Raw genomic sequence first — 25,649 nt, forward strand, 5'->3', positions numbered from 1 at the left:
CCAGTAGCGCCAGGCTGATCCAGACGTAGGCGTTGGCGCCGACCAGCCCGACGGGCCCGCTGGGGTCGTCCCACCAGAGCCAGACCACGCTGCTGCACAGCAGGACGTACGCCACCACGGTGGCGGTGCCGAGCCGGCGCCTGCGCGGGCCCGGTCCGGCGCTCAGTGCCGCGTTGCCGAGAACCGCGAGCGCGGGCAGCAGCCAGACCAGGTGGTGCACCCAGGTGATCGGGCTGACCAGGCAGCCGACGATCCCGGTGAGGGCGAAGCCGGCGAGCGGGTCGTCGGCGCGGGCGGCCCGGCGTACCCGGATCGCCCATGCCACGAGCACGGCCAGGACCACGGCCAGCCAGACGCCCTTGCCCAGGTTCGGGTCGAGCCGGGTCAGCAGGCCCCGCAGCGACTGGTTCGACACGTAGCCCAGGTCGCCGACCCGGTCGGTGTCCCACAGCGCGTGCGTCCAGAACACGTACGACGGGTGCGGCGCCAGTACGGCGGCGAGAGCGGTCGCGCTCGCGGCGGTGCCGGCGGCCACGGCGGCGGCCCGCCACCGTCCCACCAGCACCAGGTAGACGATGAACACCGCCGGGGTCAGCTTGATCGCCGAGGCGAGACCGATGCCGATCCCGGCGAACCGGTGCCGGTCGCCTCGGGACAGCATGAGGTCGGTCAGCACCAGGGCCAGCAGCAGCAGGTTGACCTGTCCGAAACTGACCGTGTCCCGGACCGGTTCGTAGACCGCCACCGCGCACCCGGTCAGCGCGTACGCGTACCAGCGTGGCCAGTCGTGCCGCCGGGCGATCGGGTTGAGCAGCCAGTGGACCACCAGCCCGGCGGCGGCCACGTTGACCACGATGCTGGTGACGATCGCCGCCGGCCAGCCGACCAGTGCCAGCGGGCTCATCACCAGCGCCGCGAACGGCGGGTAGGTGAAGCCGTACCGGGTGCCGGGGCGCAGGTAGTCGTAGAGCTGACCGCCGTCGCGCAGCCAGTGGATGACCGCGCCCTGGTAGACGCCGACGTCGAAGAAGCCCCGGTGTACCGGGACGGTGGCCAGGAACACCGCGCAGGCGGCAACCAGCGGGCCGATCAGCAGCACCCGGTCGCGGGTACGGCGGGGAGCCCGAAGTCGGCTCATCGTGCTCCTCCGGAGGGGGACGGGTCCGACGCGGCCAGCCGCTGCGCGGGTACGCGTGCGGGCAGGTGCGGGTGTGGGTCGGGCAGGCGGTCCAGGTCGCCTCGCCGGGGTGCCGGCAGCGCAGCCCCGGGTACGGCGGCCGGGGCGAGCCGGAACCGGCCCCGGTGATGCAGTCCGAGGACCAGCAGTACGGCCAGCGCGCCGCCGAGGGCCACCTGGGCCAGCTCGGCGAGCCCCGGCGCGTACCCGTCCGGCAGGACGACCAGGGCCAGTACGGCACACGCGATCGCGGCCCATCGGCGCAGCCGCCCGTCGGCCGCGGCGACGGCGATCGGCACCAGCCCCCAGAGCAGGTACCAGGGCCGGACGGCGGGGCCGAAGAACACCAGCGCGCCGAGGCCGAGCCCGAGGGCGTACACCGGTCCGAGTTCGTCGCGGCGCAGCCAGAGCAGCAGCCCGGCGGCGAGTGCCACGGCCAGACCGGCCCACCGCCAGAACGAAACCGCGTGCGGGGCCACGTCCGCGCCGATCAGCTCCAGCAGGGCGCGGGTGGCCCGGCCCAGCGCACTGCTCACCGACCAGTTCGCGGCCGAGACCGGGGTGTCCAGGGCGGTGATCCAGCCGTACCCGGTGCCGGCCACGGCGGTGACCAGCACCGTCGTGCCGACCGCCACCACGGCGGTGCCGAGCAGTGCCCGGACGGTCCGCCAGCGGCCGGCGAGCTGCCCGGCCCACAGCGGTGCGACGAACACCAGCGCGACCAGGGCCGGCGCCTTCACCAGGGCGGCCAGGGTCAGCAACGCGGTGCCGAGCGCCGGCCGGTGGGCCACCGCCGCGGCCAGCCCGGCGCCGAGCAGCCCCACCATCAGGGCGTCGTTGTGCGCGCCGCCGACCAGGTGGATGAGGACCAGCGGGTTGAGCACGCCGAGCCAGAGCGCCGCCGCCGGGTCGACCCCGCAGCGCCGGGCCAGGCCGGGCACGACCGCGGCGAGCAGGACCACGCCGAGCACCGCGACCATCCGCAGGCCGAGCACGCCGAGGGCCACGTGGGTGCCGGTCACGGCGGCAACCGCCGTGGCCAGGACCAGGAAAACCGGGCCGTACGGGGTGGTGGTGTGCTGCCAGATCGCCGGCACCTCGGCGGCGAGTGGGCCGCCGAGGGTGGCCGGCCCGTGTCGGTAGACGTCCAGCCCGGCGCCGACCATCGCGCCCTGGGCCAGGTAGCTGTAGACGTCGCGGCTGAAGATCGGCGGCGCGATCAGCAGTGGTGCCGCCCACAGCGCCAGGGTGACGAGCAGGGCCGCCGGGCGGGGCGGGTGCTCGTCGCGGACCAGCCGGCCGAGCCGCCACCAGGCGGCGACGAGCAGCGCCAGCCCGAAGGTGGCGCAGACCAGGCCGAGTCCCGGATGCCGGCGCAGTTCGTCCAGGACGGGGAAGGGGCCGCGGGTCGGCAGCGCACCGGCTCCGGCGGCGCCGAGGGCCAGCAGGGTCACCCCGGCCACTCCCAGAGCACGGCAGCGGGCGAGCACGGAGAGTCGGGTGACCGGGTTCGGCACCCGTGCACGCTGTCAGCGACGGATGTCCCGGACCCGACCGCGAGTTGTCCGGCGCGTGACGCCCACGCGTCCGGTCTCGATCAACCGCCCGTACCCGTGCCAGCGCGGAGGGCGTCCCGGCAAGTAGACTCGTTAGGTCTGTCCGCCAATTGAAGATCAAGGCAGGAAATGGCCACCACCAACGACCTCAAAAACGGTCTGGTCCTCAACCTCGACGACCAACTCTGGGCTGTCGTGGAGTTCCAGCACGTCAAACCCGGCAAGGGTGGTGCGTTCGTGCGCACCACATTGAAGAACGTGCTGTCCGGCAAGGTCGTCGACAAGACGTTCAACGCGGGCACCAAGGTCGAAACGGCCACCGTCGACAAGCGGACCATGCAGTACCTCTACGCCGACGGCGAAGACTATGTCTTCATGGACCTGGAGACCTACGACCAGATCCAGGTGCCCGGCACCACGGTCGGCGACGCGGCGAACTACCTGCTGCCCGAGGCCGAGGCGATCGTCGCCACCCACGAGGCGGTCCCGCTCTACATCGAGCTGCCGACCAGCGTGATCCTCGAGGTCACGTACACCGAGCCGGGTCTGCAGGGCGACCGGTCGACCGGCGGCAACAAGCCGGCGACGGTGGAGACCGGTGCGACCGTGCAGGTGCCGCTGTTCATCACCACCGGTGAGAAGATCAAGGTCGACACCCGCGACGGCCGTTACCTCGGCCGCGGCTGATGGCCGAGGGCCCCAAGCAACAAATGCCCGCGCGTCGCAAGGCGCGCAAGCGGGCGCTGGATGTCCTCTACGAGGCCGACCAGCGGGATCTGCCCCCGGTCGAGGTGCTGGCCGGTTATCTCCGACGGCTGACCCCGCCGCCGCCGGAGCACATGGAGTACGCGATCGGCCTGGTCGAGGGTGTGGCCGGGCAACTGGACCGGATCGACGAGCTGATCGCGAGCTACGCCGAGGGCTGGACGCTGGACCGGATGCCGGTCGTCGACCGCAACCTGGCCCGGATCGCCGTCTACGAGCTGCTCTACGTCGACGAGATCGACGACGCGGTGGCGATCAGCGAGGCGGTCGAGCTGGCCAAGCAGATGTCGACCGACGACTCGCCGCGCTTCCTGAACGGGATCCTCGGCCGGATCGCCGAGTACGCCACCCGCTGACCCGAGCCGTGGTCCGGCCCGTGCCTGCGCAGGGCGCGGGACGTCTCGGGGCGCGGGGACGCGGCAGGGCAGGTGGACGTGAAAAGGGGGCGCCCGGCAGGGCGCCCCCTTTCATACTGCCTTCGTGCTGTCCTGCGGTGGTACTCAGGAGGCGAAGAGCGCCCGCGGGTCGGCGACGAGTACGCCGTGCTCGGTCAGGCGCTCGATCAGCCCGGAGGGCGACGAGTCGTACACGATGGCGAGCGCGCGCAGGTCGTCCGCGCGGATCGACAACACCCGGCCGTTGTAGTCGCCCCGCTGCTGCTGGATGGCGCGGGCATAACGGGCGACGTACGCGAGCTCCTCGGAGGCCTCGTCGTAGAGGCGCTCCAGGTCCAGGACGATCTTGTTCGTGGGCTCGTGCCGGACCCCGCTGCCGTCCGGCAGCAGTTCCGCGACGGGCACCCGGTAGAAGTCCGCCAGCTCGGCGAGGCGCGAGACGGTGACCGCACGGTCACCACGCTCGTACGACCCGACGACGACGGCCTTCCAACGCCCGTTCGACTTCTCCTCCACCCCCTGCAGGGACAGCCCCTGCTGCTGACGGATAGAGCGCAGGCGGGCGCCCAACGACTTGGCGTATTCAGAGGGCATTCGGACACTCCCAGTGCTGGCTCGGGGATCTCCCCAGCGGTCGCTACGGAGCGTGACGGTACGGGGATTGCGACACGTGGTCAAGTGGTCGTTACCTTCCCGTTGGCAAGATCGTGGTCACGAAGCTGAAATCTTTTCGTTGACCGGACGGTCAGCGCCCCGCCCGGGCCCGCCGACCGCTCGCTGGTAACGTGGTGATCAGCCCCCGGCCTGACCGCGTGCGGTCCGGGCCGGATCCGACATCCTTTAACGACCCGTCCAGCGAGGCGGGGAAGGAGGTCCGCCGTGGCCTTCCCGCAGGCCGCCCAACCCCCGGTGGCTTCGCCACCGTCCGTGAAGGTCATCTTGACCAGCGCCGATCTGCAACGCGTGGTCGACCGGATCGCACACCAGATTCTCGAAAAGACCCAGGGCGCCGCCGACACCGTGCTGCTCGGGATTCCCACCCGGGGCGTGCCGCTGGCCCGCCGGCTGGCCGCCCGGATCAGCACCTTCGAGGGCATTCAGGTGCCCGTCGGTGTGCTCGATATCACCCTTTACCGCGACGATCTACGCCGGCACGCGACCCGGGCCATCGGGCCGACCGAGGTTCCGCCCGGCGGGGTCGACGGCAAGCGGGTGGTCCTGGTCGACGACGTCCTCTTCTCCGGACGCTCGGTCCGGGCTGCGCTGGACGCGCTGAGCGACCTCGGCCGCCCCAGTTCCGTACAACTTGCCGTGCTGGTCGACCGGGGCCACCGGGAACTGCCCATCCGGGCCGACTACGTAGGCAAGAACATCCCCACCGCGCTGGCCGAGAGCGTCAAGGTCACGCTCGCCGAGGTCGACGGTGCGGACGAGGTCAAGCTGTTCGGGAGGCCCACGCTGTGATCAGGCACCTGCTCTCCGGGGCCGACCTGGACGCGACCACGGCCACCCTGATCCTGGACACCGCCGCCGAGATGGCGACGGTGGCCGGGCGTGAGGTGAAGAAGCTGCCCGCGCTGCGCGGCCGGACCGTGGTCAACCTCTTCTACGAGGACTCCACCCGGACCCGGATCTCGTTCGAGGCGGCGGCGAAGCGACTCTCCGCCGACGTGATCAACTTTTCCGCCAAGGGTTCGAGCGTCTCCAAGGGCGAGAGCCTGAAGGACACCGCCTTGACCCTGCAGGCGATGGGCGCCGACGCGGTGGTCATCCGCCACCCCGCCTCGGGCGCCCCGCACCGGCTGGCCAACTGGGTCGACGGGGTGGTGGTCAACGCCGGTGACGGCACCCACGAGCACCCCACCCAGGCGCTGCTGGACGCGTACACGATGCGGTCGCGGCTGGGTCGGCTCGCCGGGCTGCAGGTGGCCGTGGTCGGCGACGTACTGCACAGCCGGGTGGCCCGCTCCAACGTGCTGCTGCTGTCCACCCTGGGCGCGAAGGTGACCCTGGTCGGGCCGCCGACCCTGATCCCGGTCGACATCGCCGCCGCGCTCGCGCCCGGCACCGACGTCTCGTACGACCTGGACTCGGTGCTGCCCAGCGCGGACGTGGTGATGATGCTGCGGGTGCAGCGCGAACGGATGGCCGACTCCTACTTCCCCTCCGCCCGCGAGTACGCCCGCCGCTACGGCCTGGACGGCCCCCGGTTCCGCCGGCTGCCGGACCACGCGATCGTCATGCATCCCGGCCCGATGAACCGGGGCATGGAGATCGCCCCGGAGGTGGCCGACTCACCCCGCTCCACCATCGTCGAACAGGTCACCAACGGGGTCTCCGTACGGATGGCCGTCCTGTATCTGCTCCTGGGGGGAAAGAACCAGTGAACCGTCCGCTCCTGGGGGGAACAACGTCATGAGTGCGTACCTGATCAAGGGCGCCCGGGTGGTCGGCGCCGAGCCGACCGACCTGCTGCTGCGCGACGGCCTGGTGGTCGCCACCGGCCGCAACCTCGACGCCCGCGACGCCGCGGTGGTCGACGCCGACGGCCTGGTGGCCCTGCCCGGCCTGGTCGACCTGCACACCCACCTGCGCGAGCCGGGCCGGGAGGACGCCGAGACGGTCGAGTCCGGCTCCCGCGCCGCCGCGCTCGGTGGTTACACCGCGGTCTGCGCGATGGCGAACACCTCGCCGGTCGCGGACACCGCCGGGGTGGTGGAACAGGTCTGGCGGCTCGGCCGGGAGGCCGGGCTGGTCGACGTGCAGCCGATCGGTGCCGTCACCGTCGGGCTCGGCGGGGAGCGGCTGGCCGAACTCGGCGCGATGGCCGACTCGGCCGCCCGGGTACGGATCTTCTCCGACGACGGGCACTGCGTCGCCGACCCGCGGCTGATGCGTCGGGCGCTGGAATACGTGAAGGCGTTCGACGGGGTGATCGCGCAGCACGCCGAGGAGCCCCGGCTGACCGAGGGCGCCCAACTGCACGAGGGCGAGGTCTCCACCCGGCTCGGACTGACGGGCTGGCCGGCCGTGGCCGAGGAAGCGATCATCGCCCGCGACGTGCTGCTCGCCGAGCACGTCGGCAGCCGGCTGCACGTCTGCCACGTCTCCACCGCCGGCAGCGTCGAGGTACTGCGCCAGGCCAAGGCCCGCGGGGTCCGGGTGACCGCCGAGGTCACCCCGCACCACGTGCTGCTCACCGACGAGCTGGCGGCAAGCTACGACCCGGTCTTCAAGGTCAACCCGCCGCTGCGTACGGCCACCGACGTGGCCGCCCTGCGGGCCGCCCTGGTCGAGGGGATCGTCGACATCGTCGCCACCGACCACGCGCCGCACGCGCTGGAGGACAAGGAATGCGAGTGGGCGTACGCCCGTCCGGGCATGCTCGGGCTGGAGACCGCCCTGCCGGTGCTGCTCTCGGTGCTCGGTGAGCGCTGGGACCTGATCGCCGACCGGATGTCCCGGACGCCGGCCCGGATCGCCGGGCTGACCGAGCACGGGCACGACCCGGCTCCGGGGGCGGTGGCCAACCTCACCCTGGTCGACCCGGCCGCACGCCGTACCGTCGACCCCGCTGAGCTGGCCAGCCGCAGCCGCAACACCCCGTACGCCGGCACCGTGCTGCCCGGCCGGATCGTGGCCACGTTCCTGCGCGGCGAGCCGACGGTGCTTGATGGAAAGGCAGTCAAATAATGCGACGCAGGCCCGCGATCCTCGTACTGGAGGATGGCCGGACGTTCCACGGTGAGGCGTACGGCAGTGTGGGGGAGACCTTCGGTGAGGCGGTCTTCAACACCGGGATGACCGGTTACCAGGAGACGCTGACCGACCCGTCCTACCACCGCCAGGTCGTGGTGCAGACCGCGCCGCACATCGGCAACACCGGGGTCAACGGCGAGGACGACGAGTCGGGCCGGATCTGGGTGGCCGGCTACGTGGTCCGCGACCCGGCCCGGATCGGCTCCAACTGGCGCGCGTCCGGAGGTCTGGAGGACCGGCTGGCCGCCGAGGGCGTGGTCGGCATCTCCGGCATCGACACCCGCGCGCTGACCCGACACCTCAGGGACTCCGGCGCGATGCGGGTCGGCATCTCCAGCCTCGACGACGACCCGCAGGCCCTGCTGGCCCGGGTCCGGGCCACCCCGGAGATGGTCGGTGCCGACCTGTCGGCCGAGGTGACCACGCCCAGGCCGTACACGGTCGACGCGCAGGGCACGCACCGGTTCACGGTCGCCGCGCTGGACCTGGGGATCAAGCGCAACGTGCCGCGCCGGCTCGCCGCCCGCGGTGTGACCACGCACGTCCTGCCGGCCTCGTCGAGCATGGAGGACCTGCTCGCCACCGGTGCGGACGCGGTCTTCTTCTCGCCCGGCCCGGGTGACCCGGCGACCGCCGACCACCCGGTCGCGCTGGCCCGCGAGGTGCTCAGCCGGCGGATCCCGCTGTTCGGCATCTGCTTCGGCAGCCAGATCCTCGGCCGGGCGCTCGGCTTCGGCACCTACAAGCTGGGCTACGGCCACCGGGGCATCAACCAGCCGGTGCTGGACCGGGTCACCGGACGGGTCGAGGTCACCTCGCACAACCACGGCTTCGCGGTCGACTGGCCGGGGCGCGAACCCGGCCAGGACGTGCCGGCGGGCCAGTTCATCGAGACCGACTTCGGCGCGGTCGAGGTCAGTCACGTCTGCCTCAACGACAATGTGGTCGAGGGCCTGCGGGCGAAGGACGTACCCGCTTTCACCGTGCAGTACCACCCCGAGGCAGCCGCCGGCCCGCATGACGCGGACTACCTCTTCGATCGCTTCGCGGAGCTGATCGAGGGCGAGCGGCAGCCGGGCGGGCGTGGCCAGGGCAACAAGAACGAGGGCGGGAACCATGCCTAAGCGGACCGATTTGCGCCACGTACTCGTGATCGGTTCCGGTCCGATCGTGATCGGGCAGGCCTGCGAGTTCGACTACTCCGGCACCCAGGCCTGCCGGGTGCTGCGCAGCGAGGGGCTGCGGGTCAGCCTGGTCAACTCGAACCCGGCGACGATCATGACTGACCCCGAGTACGCCGACGCCACCTACGTCGAGCCGATCACCCCGGACTTCGTCGAACTGGTCATCGCCAAGGAGCGGCCGGACGCGCTGCTGCCCACCCTGGGCGGCCAGACCGCGCTGAACACCGCGGTGGCGCTGCACGAGTCGGGTGTGCTGGAGAAGTACGGTGTCGAGCTGATCGGCGCCGACATCGACGCGATCCGCCGCGGCGAGGACCGGCAGCTGTTCAAGGAGGTCGTCGCCAAGGCGGGTGCCCGGATCGGCATCGCCGACCCGACCTCGCTGGTGCCGCGCTCGCGGGTCTGCCACTCGATGGACGAGGTCCGCCAGACCGTCGGCGAGCTGGGGCTGCCGGTGGTGATCCGGCCGTCGTTCACCATGGGCGGGCTCGGTTCCGGCATGGCGCACACCGACGAGGACCTGACCCGGATCGCCGGGGCGGGGCTGACCGCAAGCCCCGTGCACGAGGTCCTGATCGAGGAGAGCGTGCTCGGCTGGAAGGAGTACGAGCTCGAGCTGATGCGCGACCGGCACGACAACGTGGTGGTCGTCTGCTCGATCGAGAACATCGACCCGATGGGTGTGCACACCGGTGACAGCGTGACCGTGGCGCCGGCCATGACGCTCACCGACCGGGAGTACCAGCAGCTGCGTGACCTGGGCATCGCGGTGCTGCGTGAGGTCGGGGTGGACACCGGCGGCTGCAACATCCAGTTCGCGGTCAACCCGACCGACGGCCGGATCGTCGTGATCGAGATGAATCCCCGGGTCTCCCGCTCCTCGGCGCTGGCCTCCAAGGCGACCGGCTTCCCGATCGCCAAGATCGCCGCGAAGCTCGCCATCGGCTACACCCTGGACGAGATCCCGAACGACATCACCCTGCAGACGCCGGCCGCGTTCGAGCCGACGCTGGACTACGTGGTGGTCAAGATCCCTCGGTTCGCGTTCGAGAAGTTCCCCGGCGCCGACCCGGAGCTGACCACCACGATGAAGTCGGTGGGCGAGGCGATGAGCCTGGGCCGCAACTTCACCGAGGCGCTGAACAAGGCGATGCGCTCGATGGAGACGAAGGCGGCCGGGTTCTGGACCGTACCGGACCCGGTCGGGTCGACGGTCGAGTCCACCCTGACCGCCCTGGCTACCCCACACGACGGCCGACTGTACACAGTGGAGCGAGCGCTCCGGATGGGTGCCTCGGTCGCCGAGGTCTCCGCGGCCTCCGGCGGGATCGATCCCTGGTTCCTGGACCAGATCGCCTCCCTGGTCGACCTGCGCGAGGAGATCGTCGCGGCGCCCGTACTCGACGGGGCGATGCTGCGCCGGGCCAAGCGGGCCGGGCTGTCCGACCGGCAGATCGCCGCGCTGCGCCCGGAACTCGCGGCCGAGGACGGGGTACGCGTACTGCGGCAGCGGCTCGGGCTGCGCCCGGTCTACAAGACCGTCGACACCTGCGCGGCCGAGTTCGCCGCCACCACCCCGTACCACTACTCGTCCTACGACGAGGAGACCGAGGTCGCCGGCTCGGACCGGCCCAAGGTGCTGATCCTGGGCTCGGGGCCGAACCGGATCGGGCAGGGGATCGAGTTCGACTACTCGTGCGTGCACGCCGTACTGGCGTTGCAGGGCGGGCCGGTGCCGGGCGCACCCGGCACCGGGTACGAAACCGTGATGGTCAACTGCAACCCGGAGACCGTCTCCACCGACTACGACACCGCCGACCGGCTGTACTTCGAACCGCTCACCTTCGAGGACGTGCTCGAGGTCTGGCACGCCGAGGACAGCTCCGGCAAGGCGGCCGGCGGTCCCGGTGTGGTCGGGGTGATCGTGCAGCTCGGTGGACAGACCCCGCTCGGCCTGGCCCAGCGGCTCAAGGACGCCGGGGTGCCGATCGTCGGCACCTCCCCGGAGTCGATCAACCTGGCCGAGGACCGGGGCGCGTTCGGCGCGGTGCTCGCCCGAGCCGGCCTGCGAGCCCCCGAGCACGGCACCGCCACCTCGTACGACGAGGCCAAGGCGATCGCCGACGAGATCGGCTACCCGGTGCTGGTCCGGCCGTCGTACGTGCTCGGCGGGCGGGGCATGGAGATCGTCTACGACGACCCGACGCTGCGCGACTACATCGGCCGGGCGACCGACATCTCGCCGGACCACCCGGTGCTGGTCGACCGGTTCCTCGACGACGCGATCGAGATCGACGTGGACGCGCTCTGCGACGCCGACGGCGAGGTCTACATCGGTGGCGTGATGGAGCACATCGAGGAGGCCGGCATCCACTCCGGCGACTCGTCCTGCGCCCTGCCGCCGATCACCCTGGCGAGTTCGCACCTGGCCGCCGTACGCCGCTACACCGAGGCGATCGCCCGCGGTGTCGGCGTACGCGGCCTGCTCAACGTGCAGTACGCGCTCAAGGACGACGCCCTGTACGTGCTGGAGGCCAACCCGCGCGCCTCGCGTACGGTGCCGTTCGTCTCCAAGGCGACCGCGGTGCCGCTGGCCAAGGCGGCGGCCCGGATCATGCTCGGCGCCCGGATCGCCGACCTGCGCGCGGAGCGGCTGCTCCCGCCGACCGGGGACGGCGGCACGATGCCGGTCGACGCCCCGATCGCGGTCAAGGAGGCGGTGCTGCCGTTCAAGCGCTTCCGCACCCGCGCCGGCCAGGGCGTCGACTCGCTGCTCGGTCCGGAGATGAAGTCCACCGGTGAGGTGATGGGGATCGACGTGGCGTTCGGGCACGCGTTCGCCAAGTCCCAGGCGGCCGCGTACGGCTCGCTGCCGACCGCCGGCAAGGTCTTCGTGTCGGTGGCCAACCGCGACAAGCGCGCCATGATCTTCCCGGTGAAGCGGCTGGCCGATCTCGGGTTCGAGATCGTCGCCACCGTCGGCACCGGCGAGGTGCTGCGCCGGCACGGCATCTCCTGCGAGCTGATCCGCAAGCACTACGAGGAGGCCGGTGCCGGTCCGGACGCGGTCTCGCTGATCGCGGCCGGCGAGGTGGCCCTGGTCATCAACACCCCGCAGGGCTCGGGCGCCAGTGCCCGCTCCGACGGGTACGAGATCCGCAGCGCGGCGGTGACCGCGGACATCCCGTGCATCACCACCGTGCCGGGTGCGGCGGCGGCGGTGATGGGCATCGAGGCGCTGATCCGCGGCGACATGGCCGTACGCCCGCTGCAGGAGCTGCACGCCGCCCTGCGGGCCGGCGAGTGATCTTCGAGCGGGTGGTCCGCCCCGCGCTGTTCCGGCTCGGTGGCGGTGACGCCGAGACGGCACACGAGTGGACCCTGCACCGGCTGGCCGCCCTCTCCGGGCGGCCGGCCGCGCTGGCCGCGCTGCGGTCCGCGTACGCGGTGTCGGCGCCGCGCCGAGTCTTCGGGCTGGACTTCCCCAACCCGGTCGGGCTGGCCGCCGGGATGGACAAGAACGGCGTGGCGCTGCCGGCCTGGCCGGCGCTGGGCTTCGGTTTCGTCGAGGTCGGCACGGTCACCGCACACGCCCAGCCGGGCAATCCCCGGCCTCGGCTGTTCCGGCTGCCGCAGAGCACCGCGGTGATCAACCGGATGGGTTTCAACAACGACGGCGCGCAGGCACTGGCGCACCGGCTGGCGGCCGGGCCGGCGCTGCGTGTACCGCTGGGCATCTCGCTGGGCAAGTCGAAGGTGACCCCGCTGGACGACGCGGTGGGCGACTACGTCGCCTCGTACCGGGCGCTGCGGGAGCACGGTGACTACTTCGCGGTCAACGTCTCCTCGCCGAACACACCGGGTCTGCGCGCGTTGCAGGACCGTGCGCATCTCGACGCGCTGCTCGACGCCCTGGTGGGGGAGAAGCCGGTGCTGGTGAAGATCGCGCCGGACCTGACCGAGCCGGCCATCGCCGAACTGCTGCGGGTCTGTCTCGACCGGGGCGCGGCGGGTGTCATCGCCACCAACACCACGCTCGGCCGCGGCGGCCTCGCCGCCGCCGACGAACCCCGGGGTACGGAGACCGGCGGACTGTCCGGTCGGCCGCTGACCGTACGGGCCCGCGAGGTGGTCTCGTTCGTCCACCGGGAGACCGGCGGGGCGCTGCCGGTGATCGGGGTCGGCGGGATCATGGATCCGGACGACGCGAACCGCCTCTTCGACGCCGGGGCGAGCCTGGTGCAGCTCTACACCGGTTTCATCTATCGCGGGCCGGGTCTGGCTCGCGCGATCGCGCGGTCGGCCCGGCCATGAACCCCGCCGAGTTGCTCGCCGCCGACGCCGCGCACGTCTGGCACCCGTACGCGCCGATGCCCGCGACCACGCAGCCGTACCTGGTCACCGAGGCCGAGGGCGTACGCCTGCGCCTGGCCGACGGGCGTGAGCTGGTCGACGGCATGTCGTCGTGGTGGGCCGCGATCCACGGTTACCGGCATCCGGTGCTGGACGCGGCCGTGACCGGGCAACTCGGCCGGATGAGCCATGTCATGTTCGGCGGGCTGACCCACTCCCCGGCGATCGAACTGGCCCGCGACCTGGTCGACCTCACCCCGCCCGGACTGGAGCACGTGTTCCTCTGCGACTCCGGCTCGGTCAGCGTCGAGGTGGCGGTCAAGATGTGCCTGCAGTACCAGCTCGGCCGGGGTCGCCCGGAGCGGCACCGGCTGGCCACCTGGCGCGGTGGTTACCACGGGGACACGTTCCAGCCGATGAGCGTCTGCGATCCCGAGGGCGGAATGCACCACCTCTGGCGGGACGTGTTGCCGCGGCAGGTGTTCGCGCCCGTACCGCCGGCCGGTTTCGACGCGCCGGTCGACGAGGATTATGCGGCGATGCTGGCGGACCAGGTCGCCAGGCACGCGCACGAACTGGCCGCGGTCATCGTCGAGCCGGTGGTGCAGGGCGCCGGCGGCATGCGTTTCCACAATCCGCACTACCTACGGGTGCTGCGCGAGGTCACCGCGGCGCACGGGGTGTTACTCATCTTCGACGAGATCGCTACCGGTTTCGGTCGCACCGGTACGTTCTTCGCCGCCGAACACGCGGGTGTCACCCCGGACGTTCTCTGTCTCGGCAAGGCGCTCACCGGTGGCTACCTGAGCCTCGCGGCGGCGCTCTGTACGCCGGAGGTGGCCCGGGGGATCGGTGCCGGCGGCGTACTGGCGCACGGGCCGACGTTCATGGGCAACCCGCTCGCGTGTGCCGTCGCGAACGCCTCCATCGGGCTGCTGCGGGCCGGAAACTGGGCGGCCGAGGTTGCGAGGGTGCAGGCGGGTCTCCGGGCGGGTCTGGAGCCGTTGCGTGGCACGCCCGGCGTGGCGGACGTACGGGTGCTCGGCGCGATCGGTGTGGTGCAGCTCGACCACGAGGTCGACCTGCCGGCCGCCACCGCCGCCGCGGTCGACCGGGGCGTGTGGCTGCGCCCGTTCCGCGACCTGGTCTACACCATGCCGCCGTATGTGACGGACGACGGGGACCTGGCCCGGATCGGCGCGGGGGTGGCCGCCGCCGTCGCCGCGGGCTGACCCGCCGTCGCCACCCGCCGGCCACCGCCGCCACCGGTGGTCGCCGACATCCGGCCGGTCCGGTCACCGGGAGGTCGGTCGCCGGACCGCGTGAGGCTGCGTGCCGCACCGGCGACGCCGGATGCGTACCGGGAGGGCTGGAGCCGCGTCGCGCCCCGCGTCGCGGCGAGGAGAGGAGAGCGCGATGGAGAGCTTCGGGATCCGGCTGCACCGGGCGATGGCCGAGCGGGGGCCGCTCTGTGTGGGCATCGACCCGCACGGCGCGCTGTTGGAGCGCTGGGGGCTGCCCGACGACGTGACCGGGTTGGCGCGGTTCAGCGAGACGGTGGCCGAGGCACTGGGCGACCGGGTCGCGGTGGTGAAGCCGCAGTCGGCGTTCTACGAGCGCTTCGGGTCCCGAGGACTCGAGGTACTTGAGTCAACTATCCGACAGTTGCGAGATGCCGGAGCTCTTGTGCTTCTGGACGTCAAGCGTGGTGACATCGGCTCCACGGTGAGCGCGTACGCCGCCGCATACCTTGATCCATCCAGTCCTCTGTATGTCGATGCGATCACCGCGAGCCCGTATCTGGGCGTCGGCTCGCTCGCGCCGATGTTCGACACGGCGGCGGCGCACGGCGGCGGCGTCTTCGTGCTGGCGCTCACCTCCAATCCGGAGGGTCCGGCCGTGCAACACGCCCGCGCCGCCGACGGCCGGACTGTCGCGCAAACCGTGATCGACGAGATTTCCCAGCTCAACGCGGGTGCCGAGCCGCTCGGAAGTTTCGGGCTGGTGGTCGGCGCGACGATCGGCGAGACGGGCCACGACCTGTCCCGGGTGCACGGCCCGATGCTCGCGCCGGGTCTCGGCGCCCAGGGCGGGAGCGCTGCCGACCTGCGTACGGTCTTCGGTCGAGACCTGACCGGGGTGCTGCCGTCGTACTCCCGCGAGGTGCTCGGGCACGGCCCGGACCGGTCCGCGCTGCGCGCCGCCGCGGACCGCGCGCTGGCCGATTGTCGGGCCGTACTCGACCGCGCCGGTGAGTGATAGCTCGGTCACGGTCGCATGATCATGGCGCGTCCACGTTGCCGAAAACTCTGCTGACCGCTAGTTTTCCCGGCGCTGGGAACCACATACCCCTTTGGTTTTCAGCCACCCCACGTTTCACAGATGCGGCGGTGCGTTCCGCCCGTCGCGATAGGGACCTGAGGAGAACTGGTGCCGCTCCCCCAACTGAGCCCCGAACAGCGTGCAGCCGCGCTGGAGAAGGCTGCGGAGATCCGCAAAGCCCGTGCTGAGCTGAAGGAGCAGCTCAAGCAGGGCAAGACCACCCTCGCCGCCGTCCTCGACCGGGCGGAGGGCGACGATGTCGTCGGCAAGCTGAAGGTTTCGGCCGTCCTCCAGGCGATGCCGGGGATCGGCAAGATCCGGGCGACCCAGATCATGGAGAAGCTCAAGATCGCCGACAGCCGGCGTCTGCGCGGCCTGGGTGACCAGCAGCGCAAGGCACTGCTTGGTGAGTTCGCCGCCAACTAGTTAGTGGCAGCGTGTAGAAACAAGCAGTGAGTACGGTGGACGACGCGCGCCCGGCGGCTCGTCTCACGCTCCTTGCCGGTCCTGCCGGGGCCGGCAAGGAGAGCGTGATCGAGCTGATCCGGGCGCGTTCGCCCCTGTTGTGGGTATCGGTCCCGATGACCACCAGAGCCCGTTGCCCGTACGAGGCCGACGGGACCCGCCTGTTCGTCCACCCCGACGAGTTCGAGGCGCTGATCGCCGCCGACGGCCTGCTCGAGTGGGGCCGTTACGCCGGCCACCTGCACGGCACGCCGCGCCAGCCGGTGCAGTCCCGGTTGCGCGCCGCCCAGCCGGTGCTGCTCAGTCTCGACCTGCCCGGCGCCCGACGCGTACGGGCCGCGATGCCGGGGTCCCGTCTGGTGTTCCTCGTCCCGCCGGGGGCGGTTCCGCCGACCACCCAACCGCACGGCGGGGCGGAAATCGACCGGGTGGTGGTCAACGACTTCGTCGAGCGGGCAGCGGAGGAACTGGTAGGCTTGCTCGGTTCATCCTTTCTGACTCCGGCTCAGCCGCGTACCAGCGGTTGAGAGACACAGAGGTTTATCTCGTGGGTTCCATCGCCAATCCCGAAGGCATCACCAACCCTCCGATCGACGAGCTGCTGGAGAAGACCACCTCCAAGTACGCGCTTGTGATCTTCGCGGCCAAGCGGGCCCGCCAGGTCAACGCCTACTACAGCCAGCTCGGCGAGGGTCTGCTGGAGTACGTCGGACCCCTGGTCGAGACCACGCCGCAGGAGAAGCCGCTGTCGATCGCGATGCGCGAGATCAACGCGGGCCTGCTCACCGCCGAGCCGACCGACCAGCCGTAGCAAGACCGACAGATCGCTCATGCCCGCTCAGGTCGTTCTTGGCGTAGGCGGGGGCATCGCTGCGTACAAGGCCTGTGAGCTGCTCCGGCTCTTCACCGAGTCGGGGCATGACGTCCGGGTCGTACCGACCGCCTCGGCACTGCGTTTCGTCGGCGCCCCGACCTGGGCGGCGCTTTCCGGCAAGCCGGTCGCGGACGACGTCTGGGCCGAGGTGCACGAGGTCCCGCACGTCCGCATCGGTAAGCAGGCGGATCTTGTCGTGGTCGCACCGACCACCGCCGACCTGCTGGCCAAGGTCGCGCACGGACTGGCCGACGACCTGCTCACCAACACGCTGCTGACCGCCCGTTGCCCGGTGGTCCTGGCGCCGGCGATGCACACGGAGATGTGGGAGCACCCGGCGACGGTGGCCAACGTGGCGACGCTGCGCGCTCGCGGCGTACTTGTCGTCGAGCCCGCCAGCGGTCGGCTGACCGGCGCGGACACCGGCAAGGGTCGACTGCCCGACCCGGCGGAGATCTTCGCGATCGCCCGGCGGACGCTGACCCGGGGGGCGGTCGCGCCACGTGACCTGACCGGGCGGCGGGTGGTGGTCACCGCCGGTGGCACCAGGGAACCGCTCGACCCGGTGCGCTTCCTGGGTAACCGATCCTCTGGCAAACAGGGTTACGCCTTTGCCCGCACTGCTACTGTGCGTGGCGCTATGGTTACAGTCATTGCCGCCAACGTCTCGCTACCCGACCCGGCCGGGGTGGAGGTGGTGCGCGTGTCCACCACGGAGGAACTGCGCAAGGCCACCCTCTCGGCCGCCGCGGACGCGGACGTGGTGGTGATGGCGGCGGCACCGGCGGACTTCCGCCCGGCGACGTACGTCGACCAGAAGATCAAAAAATCGGATGACGGTACGGCGCCCACCATCGAACTGGTCACCAACCCCGACATCGCCGCCGAACTCGGCGACCGGCGCCACGCCCACCAGGTACTGGTCGCCTTCGCCGCCGAGACCGGTGACGCCGAGCCCAACGCACGGGCGAAGCTGGCGCGCAAGAAGGCGGACCTGATCGTGGTCAACGAGGTGGGGCCGGACAAGGCGTTCGGCACCGACTCCAATACTGCTGTCGTGCTGGGCGCGGATGGATCCAGGACGGCTTTCCCGGAACAATCCAAGGAAGACCTCGCCGACGGCGTCTGGGACCTGGTAACAACGCGCTTAACCGTTTCGTCTTAACCACTGAGCACACTGTCACCGAGGAAATGACCCATGTCCGCGGCGCTAGACTGCCCGCCGACACTCTTCGAGATCCTTTAGGAGCACCGTGGCACGCCGCCTGTTCACTTCCGAGTCGGTCACGGAAGGCCACCCGGACAAGATCGCTGACCAGATCAGCGACGGCATCCTTGACGCGCTGCTGACCCAGGACCCGCGCAGCCGGGTGGCGGTCGAGACCCTCATCACCACCGGTCAGGTGCACGTCGCGGGTGAGGTGACCACCAAGGCGTACGCCGACATCCCGACCATCGTCCGGGAGACGATCCTCGGGATCGGGTACGACTCTTCGAAGAAGGGTTTCGACGGGGCCTCGTGTGGAGTGAGTGTCTCCATCGGTTCCCAGTCGCCCGACATCGCGCAGGGTGTGGACAGCGCCCTTGAGCTGCGGTCGGGCTCCTCGGAGAGTGCTCTGGACGCGCAGGGCGCCGGTGACCAGGGCATGATGTTCGGCTTCGCCTGCTCCGAGACGCCCGAGCTGATGCCGCTGCCGATCGCGTTGGCGCACCGGTTGGCCCGCCGGCTCGCCTCGGCCCGCAAGGACGGCACGATCCCGTACCTTCGCCCGGACGGCAAGACCCAGGTCACCATCGAGTACGACGGGCTGCGGCCGGTCCGGCTGAACACGGTGGTCGTGTCCAGCCAGCACGCCGCGGACATCTCGCTGGAGTCGCTGCTGACCCCGGACGTACGCGAGCACGTCATCGCCCCGGAACTCGAGGAACTGGGTCTGGAGACCGACGGCTACCGGCTGCTGGTCAACCCGACCGGGCGGTTCGAGATCGGTGGCCCGATGGGTGACGCGGGTCTGACCGGCCGGAAGATCATTGTGGACACCTACGGCGGGTACGCCCGGCACGGTGGCGGCGCGTTCTCCGGCAAGGACCCGTCGAAGGTCGACCGGTCGGCCGCGTACGCGACCCGGTGGGTGGCGAAGAACGTGGTGGCCGCCGGTCTGGCCGAGCGCTGCGAGGTGCAGGTCGCGTACGCGATCGGCAAGGCGCACCCGGTGAGCCTGTTCGTGGAGACCTTCGGCACCGAGAACGTCCCGGTGGAGCGGATCGAGAAGGCGATCGGCGAGGTCTTCGACCTCCGTCCGGCCGCGATCATCCGCGACCTCGACCTGCTCCGGCCGATCTACCAGAAGACCGCGGCGTACGGCCACTTCGGTCGTGAGCTGCCGGATCTGACCTGGGAGGGCACCGACCGTGCCGCCGACCTCAAGTCGGCCGCAGGAGCCTGACCACCGCTAGGCGTACCGACCGGCAGCCCGCGAGCGGGCTGCCGGTCGCTCGCGTAGTGGTGGATGTGCCGCTGGCCCACCTGGACCGTCCGTTCGACTACCTGGTGCCCAGTGAATTGGCCGAGACGGCCCAGCCCGGCACGCGGGTCCGGGTCCGGTTCGCCGGGCAGTTGGTCGACGGCTGGCTGCTGGAGCGGGTCGAGTCCTCGACGCACGACGGCCGGCTGACCTACCTGGAACGCCTCGTCTCGGCGGAACGGGTGCTCTCCCCGGAGATCGCCCGGCTGGCCCGGGCGGTCGCGGACCGGTACGCCGGAGGTCTGGCCGACGTGCTCCGGCTCGCCGTGCCACCCCGCCACGCCCGGGTCGAGTCACAGCCCGTGCCCGCCCCGGTGACCACCGACCCACCGCCGACCGACGTCGTGATGCCCGCCGACGCGGCAGCGGCTGGCGCGGTCCCACCCGCCGTCGCGCCGGCAGGCGTGCTGTCAGCGGATATGGCGCCGGGCGCCGTGGCGTCACCGGACCTGGTGCCGGCTGCCGTGGCGGGACCCGACGTCGCGCCGGCTGCCGTGGCGGGACCCGACGTCGCGCCGGCAGGGCTGGCGGGACCCGACACGGCGGGACGCGATGTGGTGCCGATCGACGGGGTGCCGATAGACGGGGTCCCGGCAGACGGGGTGGCGGACGACCGCCCGGGGCGGGGGTGGCGGGACTATCCGGCCGGGCCGGGGTTCCTGCGGGCGCTCACCGACGGGCGACGCCCGCGTGCGGTCTGGTCCGCGCTGCCCGGCGAGGAGTGGGCGGCGCGGTTCGCCGAGGCGGCGGCGGCCACCGTACGCGGTGGGCGGGGAGTGGTCGCGGTGGTCGCCGACGCCCGCGACCTCGACCGCCTCGACGCCGCGCTCACCGCCGAACTCGGTACCGGACGGCACGTGGCGCTCTCCGCGGCGCTCGGCCCGGCCAAGCGTTACCGGGCCTTCCTCGCCGCCGCGCGGGGACAGGTGCCGGTGGTGATCGGCACCCGGGCGGCAATGTTCGCCCCGGTCGACCGGCTCGGGCTGGTGGCGATCTGGGACGACGGCGACGATCTGCACTCCGAGCCGCGGGCGCCGTACCCGCACGCCCGCGAGGTGCTGCTCACCCGTGCCCAGCTCGCCGACGCCGCGGTGCTGGTGGCGGGGCACGCCCGGACGGCCGAGGCACAGTTGCTGGTCGAGACCGGTTGGGCGAAGGAGATCGTCGCCGACCGGGCGACCGTGCGGGCGCGTACGCCGCAGGTGACGCCGACCGGTGACGATCCGCAACTGGCCCGGGATCCGGGGGCGGCGACCGCGCGGCTGCCCAGCCTCGCCTGGGAGGCGGCCCGAGCGGCACTGCGGGCCGATCTGCCGGTACTGGTGCAGGTGCCGCGTCGGGGATACCTGCCGTCGGTTTCCTGCGCGAACTGCCGCGCTCCGGCCCGGTGCCCGCACTGTGCGGGGCCGCTCGCGCTGCGCTCTGCGAACGCCGTACCGAGCTGCCACTGGTGCGGGCGGGTCGCGGCGGCGTACACCTGTCCCGAATGTGGTGGGCGTCGGCTGCGCGCGGCGGTGGTCGGCGCCCGGCGTACGGCGGAGGAGCTGGGGCGGGCGTTCGCCGGCGTGCCGGTACGGACCTCGGGTCGGGAAGAGGTGCTCGGCGAGGTACCGGCGGAGGCCGGGCTGGTGGTGGCGACGCCCGGCGCCGAGCCGCTCGCGGCCGGCGGCGGTTACGGTGCGGTGCTGCTGCTGGACTCCTGGGCGCTGCTGACCCGGGCCGACCTGCGGGCCGCCGAGGAGGCGCTGCGGCGTTGGCTGACCGCGGCGGCGCTGGCCCGACCGGCGGCGGCCGGGGGGCGGGTGGTGCTGGTCGCCGACGGTGCGCTGGCGCCGGTGCAGGCGCTGCTGCGCTGGGACCCGGCCTGGTTCGCCGCCCGTGAGCTGGCCGAGCGGCGGGAGCTGGGCTTCCCACCGGCAGCCCGGATGGCGAGCCTGACCGGGGTGCCCGACGCGGTCGCCGACCTGCTCGCGGTCACCCGACTACCGGCCGGCGCGGAGGTCCTGGGGCCGGTGCCGGCGGGGGAGGGCCAGGAGCGGATGCTGGTCCGGGTGCCCCGCGGCCGGGCCGGTGCGCTGGCGGTCGCGCTGCACGAGGCGGCCGGGGTACGCACGGCCCGTAAGGCCGGTCAACCGGTACGGATCCAGGTCGATCCGCTGAACCTGTTCTGACCCGTGGTCCGCCGGGAGGCTGGTGTACGCGTGGTAACATCGCCCCTCATGTCGCCGCCCATTGGTGTGACGATGCCGTGATCACACCGGTTCGGTGTGTAATCGAGTGATCCTAATCAGTCTGCGATCAGGGGTGTGTGCGTCGTGGCCGATCGTCAATCGATCGTTCTCAATGGAGATCTCGGCAGCGGTAAGAGCACGGTGTCGATCGAACTCGCCAAGCGACTCGGCCTGCGCCGGATCAGCGTCGGTGACCTGTACCGCGAGATGGCGCAGCGGCGCCAGATGACCACCCTGCAGCTCAACCTGCACGCCGAGCTGGACCAGGCGGTCGACGGCTACGTCGACCAACTCCAGCAGGACATCGCCGACTCCGGCGAGCAGTTGATCGTCGACAGCCGGCTGGCCTGGCACTTCTTCCGGGACGCGCTCAAGATCCACATGATCACCGAGCCGACCGAGGCGGCCCGCCGGGTGCTGGCCCGCCCCTCCGGCCCGGCCGAGAGCTACACCTCGATCGAGGAAGCCCGGACCAAGCTGCGCGAACGCAGCGAGAGCGAGCGCAGCCGGTTCATCCTCCGGTACGGCGTGGACAAGGCCAAACTGCGCAACTACGACCTGATCTGCGACACCACCCGCGCCTCCGCGATGGAGGTCGTCGAGCACGTCATCGCCGCCTTCGAGGGCACCCTCGGCAAGCAGGTGCTGCAGGAGGCGCCGCCGCTGCTCCTGCTCGACCCCGGCCGGATCTACCCCAGCCAGGAGATCCAGGGGCTGCGCGGGCTCTGGGAATCGGACTTCGTCGACGACGTCGCCCGGGCCGGAGAGGCGGCGCTGGAGCCGCTCAGCATCGGCTACACCGGCACCGACTTCTTCGTCGTCGACGGGCACCGGCGACTCAGCGCCGCCCTGCGCAACGGGTTCAAGCTGGTCCCCGGCCGGCTGGTCGCCGAGGTCGACGAGCCCGTGGTCGGCGGCCGGTCCGCGGTCGAGTTCTTCCAGGCCGAGGTCGGGCTGGGCACGATCTACGACTGGGACGCGGCGCACGGCGTACGGCTGCCGCTGCCCGAGCACGTGCTGGCACAGGCCGACCCGGCCTCGGCCGACCCGATCCTGGCCAGCGAGGCCGGCATCTCCTCGTAACGGTCCCGCCCCGGGCGGGGCCGACTGGCGCCGGGCGACGATGATGGATCTTTGCGCGCCGTCCCGGAGGTACGCGATGGATCCCGCCCAGGCACTCACCCTGCTCATGTCGCCGGCCGGGCGGACCGATCCGTACCCGCTCTACGAGGCACTGCGCCGGCACGGTCCGGTGGTCGAGGCCGGTCCGAACCTCTTTGTCGTCACCGGGTACGCCGCCGTCGACCAACTGCTGCGCGATCCCGGCATGCTGGTCCGCGACGCGGCGATGCTCGACCGGCAGTGGGTCGGCTGGTGGAACAACCCGGCGATCGCGGTGATCGCCACCTCGGTCCTGCAGACGAACCCACCGGACCACAGCCGGATGCGACGGCTGGTCGCCGGGGCGTTCACCGCGCGCCGGGTGGCTGCGCTGCGGGACGTGGTCACCGCCCAGTCGCGGGAACTGGTGACCGGCATAGCCGAGCGGGGCCGCGACGGCCGGCCGGTGGACTTCCTGGCCGAGTTCGGCTACCCGCTGCCGGTCGGCGTCATCTGTGCGCTGCTGGGCGTACCGGCCGCCGACCATCCGTGGTTCCGGGTCCGGGCCGCCGACCTGACCGCCGTACTCGAACCGGAGATCACCCAGGACGACCTCGACACCGCGAACCGGGGCGCGACCGAACTGGCCGCGTACCTGCGGGAGCTGATCGCGTACCGGCGCCGTACCCCCGGTCCGGACCTGACCAGCGCGCTGGTCCTGGCCCACGACAGCGACCCCGACCAGCTCTCCGGCGACGAACTGCTGGCCAACCTGGTGCTGCTGCTGGTGGCGGGCTTCGAGACCACCACCAACCTGCTCGGCAACGGCCTCGCCGTGCTGCTGGCCCACCCCGCACACGCCGCCCGGTTGCGGGCGGACCAGGCCCTCGCCCCGGACTACGTCCGCGAACTGCTCCGGTTCGACGCGCCGGTGCAGCTCACCAGCCGGGTCGCCGGCGTACCGACCGAGGCCGCCGGCACCAGGTTGCCGGCCGGCGCGGAGGTGCTGCTGCTGATGGGGCGGCCAACCGGGATCCGGACCGGTTCGCCCACCCGCACCGGTTCGACCCGGACCGGCCGGACCGGCAACCGATCTCGTTCGGCGCGGGCGCGCACTACTGCCTCGGTGCGCCGCTGGCCCGGCTGGAGGCGGAGGTCGCCTTCCCCGAAGTGCTGCGTGGGCTACCCCGGCTCGAACTGGTCGGTACGCCCACCCACCGGATCCGGCTCACCCTGCGCGGCTACGAGCGGCTGCCGGTGTCGGTGGCCTGAAATCTGCCGGTACCGCCGCCGTAGACTGGTACGGCAGCATCCTGTCTGCCCCCGTTCCGCCGGGGCCGGTTCTCCCGATGGTGGTCCGCCCGACCGGGCGACCCGCCCGGGTGACCGTCCCACCGGCAACCGTCCCCCCAGCTAAGGAGCCGTCCCGCGTGACCGTCCAGCCCATCCGTCTGTTCGGGGATCCGGTGCTGCGCACGCCGGCCGAGCCGGTGGTCGACTTCGACGCCGAGCTGCGCAAGCTGGTCGCCGACCTCACCGACACCATGCGCGACCGCAACGGTGCCGGTCTGGCCGCCCCGCAGCTCGGGGTCGGCCTACGGGTGTTCACCTTCGACGTGGACGACGTGGTCGGGCACCTGATCAACCCGGTGCTCTCCTTCCCCGACGAGGAGGAGCAGGACGGCCCGGAGGGCTGCCTGTCCATCCCCGGCCTCTACTTCGACACGGTGCGCCGGCAGAACGTCGTGGCCAAGGGCTTCAACTCGTACGGCGACCCGTTGCAGATCGTCGGCACCGGCCTGATGGCCCGCTGCGTACAGCACGAGACCGACCACCTCGACGGGGTGCTCTTCCTCGACCGGCTCTCGGTCGAGGGGCGCAAGGAGGCGATGAAGGCGATCCGCGCGGCGGACTGGTACGACTCCGGCGCCCCGCCGGTGATCAAGACCAGCCCGCACGGCGCGGGCAGTCCCTTCGGCCTGGGGCGGTGACCCGGATGCGCCTGGTCTTCGCCGGCACACCCGCCGTCGCGCTGCCCGCCCTGGAGGCCGTCGCCGCCTCCCGGCACGAACTGCTCGCCGTGGTGACCCGCCCCGACGCGCCCGCCGGACGCGGCCGTGGTCTGGTCCGCTCCCCGGTCGGTGCCTGGGCCGACGAGCACGGCATCGAGGTGCTCACCCCGGCCCGCCCGCGCGAGCCCGAGTTCCTGGCCCGGCTGACCGAGCTGGCGCCGGACTGCGTGCCGGTGGTCGCCTACGGCGCGCTGGTGCCGCCAGCGGCGCTGGAGATCCCCACCCACGGCTGGGTCAACCTGCACTTCTCGCTGCTGCCTGCCTGGCGCGGGGCCGCGCCCGTGCAGCACGCGGTGCTGCACGGCGACGCACTGACCGGCGCCAGCGTGTTCCAGCTCGAAGCCGGGCTGGACACCGGCCCGGTCTTCGGCACCCTCACCGACGAGATCCGTCCCGTCGACACCTCCGGTGACCTGCTGACCCGGCTCGCCGCCTCCGGCGCCGGGCTGCTCGTGGCCGTACTCGACGCGATCGAGGCGGGCACCGCCCGAGCCGAGCCGCAGCCGGTCGACGGGGTCTCCCTGGCCCCGAAGCTGACCGTCGCCGACGGCCAGGTCCGCTTCACCGAACCGGGCTTCGCGGTGGACCGGCGGATCCGGGCGGCCACCCCGGCACCCGGCGCCTGGACCACCTTCCGCGGCGACCGGGTCAAGCTCGGCCCGGTCCGACCGATCGCCAATTCACCCGATCTCAAACCAGGAGAGCTGCTCATCGAACGGACCCAGGTACTCGTCGGCACGGCCACCACCGCGGTTGCCCTCGGCGAGGTACGCGCTGCGGGCAAGAAGCCGATGCCGGCCACCGACTGGGCGCGCGGCGTCCGGGTCGCCCCGGGCGAGACCTTCCAGACCGCCGAGGTGACCGAGTGAT

The 25,649-nt window shown here is 71.9% G+C and carries 21 protein-coding genes and 2 pseudogenes; 20 read left to right on the forward strand and 3 right to left on the reverse strand.

Features of this window, described 5'->3' with window-relative positions; all coding sequences use genetic code 11:
• Window positions 1–241: 241 nt before the first annotated feature.
• Window positions 242–1,138: pseudogene (locus tag AB0J90_RS20780) on the reverse strand (glycosyltransferase family 87 protein); the annotation flags it as partial.
• Window positions 1,135–2,694, reverse strand: coding sequence for a polyprenol phosphomannose-dependent alpha 1,6 mannosyltransferase MptB (gene mptB / locus AB0J90_RS20785; RefSeq protein WP_363598142.1), 1,560 nt, complete (start codon window positions 2,692–2,694; stop codon window positions 1,135–1,137). The pseudogene AB0J90_RS20780 and the gene mptB, both read right to left, overlap by 4 nt.
• 168 nt (window positions 2,695–2,862) lie before the next feature.
• Between mptB and efp the strand changes: the two genes are divergently transcribed.
• The gene (gene efp, locus AB0J90_RS20790) at window positions 2,863–3,420 is read left to right on the forward strand and encodes an elongation factor P (RefSeq protein ID WP_363598144.1); all 558 of its coding nucleotides are present in this window, start codon (window positions 2,863–2,865) and stop codon (window positions 3,418–3,420) included.
• 23 nt (window positions 3,421–3,443) lie between these two features.
• Window positions 3,444–3,854 (forward strand): transcription antitermination factor NusB, encoded by a 411-nt coding sequence (nusB, locus tag AB0J90_RS20795; protein WP_326559452.1) that lies wholly within the window; start codon window positions 3,444–3,446, stop codon window positions 3,852–3,854.
• 144 nt (window positions 3,855–3,998) lie between these two features.
• Here nusB and AB0J90_RS20800 read toward each other — a convergent pair whose 3' ends face one another.
• A complete protein-coding gene (locus tag AB0J90_RS20800) occupies window positions 3,999–4,487 on the reverse strand; it encodes a transcriptional regulator (protein WP_121159805.1) in 489 nt (162 codons plus the stop codon).
• A gap of 285 nt (window positions 4,488–4,772) precedes the next feature.
• Here AB0J90_RS20800 and pyrR point away from each other — a divergent pair, with 285 nt between their 5' ends.
• The 18 genes and pseudogenes from pyrR to fmt all read left to right on the forward strand — a co-directional run bounded on the left by pyrR (window position 4,773) and on the right by fmt (window position 25,648).
• On the forward strand, window positions 4,773–5,357 hold the full coding sequence (gene pyrR, locus AB0J90_RS20805) for a bifunctional pyr operon transcriptional regulator/uracil phosphoribosyltransferase PyrR (protein ID WP_363598146.1): 585 nt from the start codon (window positions 4,773–4,775) through the stop codon (window positions 5,355–5,357).
• On the forward strand, window positions 5,354–6,280 hold the full coding sequence (locus AB0J90_RS20810) for an aspartate carbamoyltransferase catalytic subunit (protein ID WP_363598148.1): 927 nt from the start codon (window positions 5,354–5,356) through the stop codon (window positions 6,278–6,280). Before pyrR ends, AB0J90_RS20810 begins: the two co-directional genes overlap by 4 nt.
• A gap of 28 nt (window positions 6,281–6,308) precedes the next feature.
• On the forward strand, window positions 6,309–7,586 hold the full coding sequence (locus AB0J90_RS20815) for a dihydroorotase (RefSeq protein WP_363598150.1): 1,278 nt from the start codon (window positions 6,309–6,311) through the stop codon (window positions 7,584–7,586).
• Window positions 7,586–8,776, forward strand: a complete 1,191-nt coding sequence (carA, locus tag AB0J90_RS20820) for a glutamine-hydrolyzing carbamoyl-phosphate synthase small subunit (RefSeq protein ID WP_363598152.1) — start codon at window positions 7,586–7,588, stop codon at window positions 8,774–8,776. Before AB0J90_RS20815 ends, carA begins: the two co-directional genes overlap by 1 nt.
• Window positions 8,769–12,143, forward strand: a complete 3,375-nt coding sequence (gene carB / locus AB0J90_RS20825) for a carbamoyl-phosphate synthase large subunit (protein WP_363598154.1) — start codon at window positions 8,769–8,771, stop codon at window positions 12,141–12,143. The genes carA and carB overlap by 8 nt, the downstream gene beginning before the upstream one ends.
• Window positions 12,140–13,150 (forward strand): quinone-dependent dihydroorotate dehydrogenase, encoded by a 1,011-nt coding sequence (locus AB0J90_RS20830; protein WP_363598156.1) that lies wholly within the window; start codon window positions 12,140–12,142, stop codon window positions 13,148–13,150. The genes carB and AB0J90_RS20830 overlap by 4 nt, the downstream gene beginning before the upstream one ends.
• Complete coding sequence (locus AB0J90_RS20835) at window positions 13,147–14,421, forward strand: adenosylmethionine--8-amino-7-oxononanoate transaminase (protein WP_363598158.1); 1,275 nt, start codon at window positions 13,147–13,149, stop codon at window positions 14,419–14,421. Before AB0J90_RS20830 ends, AB0J90_RS20835 begins: the two co-directional genes overlap by 4 nt.
• 184 nt (window positions 14,422–14,605) lie before the next feature.
• Window positions 14,606–15,448 (forward strand): orotidine-5'-phosphate decarboxylase, encoded by an 843-nt coding sequence (gene pyrF, locus AB0J90_RS20840; RefSeq protein ID WP_363598160.1) that lies wholly within the window; start codon window positions 14,606–14,608, stop codon window positions 15,446–15,448.
• Between the two features lie 171 nt (window positions 15,449–15,619).
• The gene (gene mihF / locus AB0J90_RS20845; protein WP_326559443.1) at window positions 15,620–15,937 is read left to right on the forward strand and encodes an integration host factor, actinobacterial type; all 318 of its coding nucleotides are present in this window, start codon (window positions 15,620–15,622) and stop codon (window positions 15,935–15,937) included.
• Between the two features lie 26 nt (window positions 15,938–15,963).
• The gene (locus tag AB0J90_RS20850; RefSeq protein ID WP_363598162.1) at window positions 15,964–16,503 is read left to right on the forward strand and encodes a guanylate kinase; all 540 of its coding nucleotides are present in this window, start codon (window positions 15,964–15,966) and stop codon (window positions 16,501–16,503) included.
• Between the two features lie 20 nt (window positions 16,504–16,523).
• Complete coding sequence (rpoZ, locus tag AB0J90_RS20855; RefSeq protein WP_007075826.1) at window positions 16,524–16,787, forward strand: DNA-directed RNA polymerase subunit omega; 264 nt, start codon at window positions 16,524–16,526, stop codon at window positions 16,785–16,787.
• Between the two features lie 19 nt (window positions 16,788–16,806).
• Window positions 16,807–18,015, forward strand: a complete 1,209-nt coding sequence (gene coaBC / locus AB0J90_RS20860; RefSeq protein ID WP_363598164.1) for a bifunctional phosphopantothenoylcysteine decarboxylase/phosphopantothenate--cysteine ligase CoaBC — start codon at window positions 16,807–16,809, stop codon at window positions 18,013–18,015.
• 88 nt (window positions 18,016–18,103) lie between these two features.
• Window positions 18,104–19,297 carry a methionine adenosyltransferase gene (metK, locus tag AB0J90_RS20865; protein WP_363598166.1) on the forward strand — a complete coding sequence of 398 codons (1,194 nt, stop codon included), beginning with the start codon at window positions 18,104–18,106 and terminating at the stop codon, window positions 19,295–19,297.
• Window positions 19,298–19,356: 59 nt separating this feature from the next.
• Window positions 19,357–21,546 carry a primosomal protein N' gene (locus AB0J90_RS20870; RefSeq protein ID WP_363598228.1) on the forward strand — a complete coding sequence of 730 codons (2,190 nt, stop codon included), beginning with the start codon at window positions 19,357–19,359 and terminating at the stop codon, window positions 21,544–21,546.
• 144 nt (window positions 21,547–21,690) lie between these two features.
• A complete protein-coding gene (locus tag AB0J90_RS20875; protein WP_363598168.1) occupies window positions 21,691–22,689 on the forward strand; it encodes an AAA family ATPase in 999 nt (332 codons plus the stop codon).
• A 76-nt stretch (window positions 22,690–22,765) separates the two neighbouring features.
• A pseudogene (locus AB0J90_RS20880) lies at window positions 22,766–23,979 on the forward strand (cytochrome P450).
• A gap of 158 nt (window positions 23,980–24,137) precedes the next feature.
• Entirely contained in the window at window positions 24,138–24,698 is a 561-nt protein-coding gene (gene def / locus AB0J90_RS20885; RefSeq protein ID WP_363598170.1) for a peptide deformylase, read from the forward strand.
• A gap of 5 nt (window positions 24,699–24,703) precedes the next feature.
• Complete coding sequence (fmt, locus tag AB0J90_RS20890; RefSeq protein ID WP_363598230.1) at window positions 24,704–25,648, forward strand: methionyl-tRNA formyltransferase; 945 nt, start codon at window positions 24,704–24,706, stop codon at window positions 25,646–25,648.
• Window position 25,649: the final 1 nt, after the last annotated feature.

The organism is Micromonospora sp. NPDC049523 (assembly GCF_040676775.1).
GTDB lineage: Bacteria > Actinomycetota > Actinomycetes > Mycobacteriales > Micromonosporaceae > Micromonospora_G.